2 protein-coding genes are annotated in these 1335 nt (G+C 72.2%); both read left to right on the forward strand.

Annotated elements, in window-relative coordinates:
• Positions 1–359 (forward strand): ribosomal protein S18-alanine N-acetyltransferase (rimI, locus tag APY03_RS01795; protein WP_068673362.1); only part of this gene is annotated, 359 nt, incomplete at its 5' end.
• A gap of 8 nt (positions 360–367) precedes the next feature.
• Positions 368–1120, forward strand: coding sequence for a uracil-DNA glycosylase family protein (locus APY03_RS01800; RefSeq protein WP_068673359.1), 753 nt, complete (start codon positions 368–370; stop codon positions 1118–1120).
• Positions 1121–1335 lie beyond the last annotated feature (215 nt).

The following is a 1335-nucleotide window of genomic DNA, read 5'->3' on the forward strand; positions in this document are numbered from 1 at the left end:
GCCGGCTGGCGCCGCAGACCGGCGGCGAGACGCTGATCGGCTATTTCGTCGCCATGAAGGGCGTCGACGAGGTGCACCTCCTCAACATCACAGTGGCGCCGGCCTTCCAGGGCCAGGGCTGGGCGCCGCTGATGCTGGAGGCGCTGTCGGGCTGGTCGCGCGGCCAGAACGCGCAGTGGCTCTGGCTCGAGGTGCGGGCCAGCAACCTGCGGGCAATGGCCATCTACGAGCGCCACGGTTTCCGGCGCGTGGGCGTGCGCAAGGGCTACTACCCGGCCGAAGGCCATGCACGCGAGGACGCGGTAGTGATGAGCCTGCGCCTCAATGAATCCAGCAGCGCCTGGGGCAGCTTGAAATAGAAGACACGATGGACATGAACGGTACGCTGAACCTGGACGCGCGGCAGCGCGCGATGCTCGACGAAATGGGCATCAAGCTCTGGTGGCCCGCCGCGGCGCAGATCGCCACGCCGGTGCCCGTGGAAGCGCCCTCGCCGCGCGGCGCGCCCGAGGAGGCCGTCGCTGCGCCGGTGGCGGTCCGCGCCGTCGTGCCGGCGCCGGCGCCGATCTCCGCCCCCCCACTCGCGGCCCGGCCGACGGTCGCGCCCTCCGGCGCGAGCGTTCTGATCGAGGCCACGCGCCATCTCTACGGCCCGGAGGCGGAGGGCGGCTGGCTGATCGTCGCCGACATGCCGCCCGAACTCGACGGCCGCCATGGCGAACCCTTCTCCGGCGATGCCGGCCGCCTGTTCGAGGCCATGCTGCGCGCGCTGCAACTGCATGGCGGCGCCGCGCCCGTACGCCTGATGCGCACCCACCGCGGCGTGGCTTCGGGCCAGCCCGGCCGCCCGCGTCCCATTGCCGAGGGAATGGCCGATGCGGCGCCGGCGCCGCAGGTGGTGCTGGCGATGGGCCCGCTGGCCGCGCAGAGCCTGCTGCAAAGCGGCGATCCGCTGGGCCGGCTGCGTGGCAAGCCGGCGCGCATCGCCATGCCGGGGTGGGAGAACATCCCCGTCGTCGTGACCTACCACCCGGCCTACCTGCTGCGCAATCCGGCCGACAAGGCCCGCGCCTGGGCCGATTTGTGCCTGGCTGCGGCGCAGTTGCCGCTGGCGAGCTAGATGCCATGAAGCACTGCCAGGCGAGTCCCGTTGAGCTGATCCTCCGGGAAGTCGCCGCTGCTCCGGAGCCGGATGTCCGTCGCGTCGAGCGTGGTGCGCGCCAGGCTCGTGTCCTGGCTGTCGGCATCAGGCTGTAGCGCGTCATGTCCTTGCCGGTCGCGTTATGGGGCTCGGCGTGGAGCTGGTGTCGCGGCTGGCGCCGCTGGTGCAGGACG

This window comes from Variovorax sp. WDL1 (assembly GCF_001541225.1).
GTDB lineage: Bacteria > Pseudomonadota > Gammaproteobacteria > Burkholderiales > Burkholderiaceae_C > Variovorax.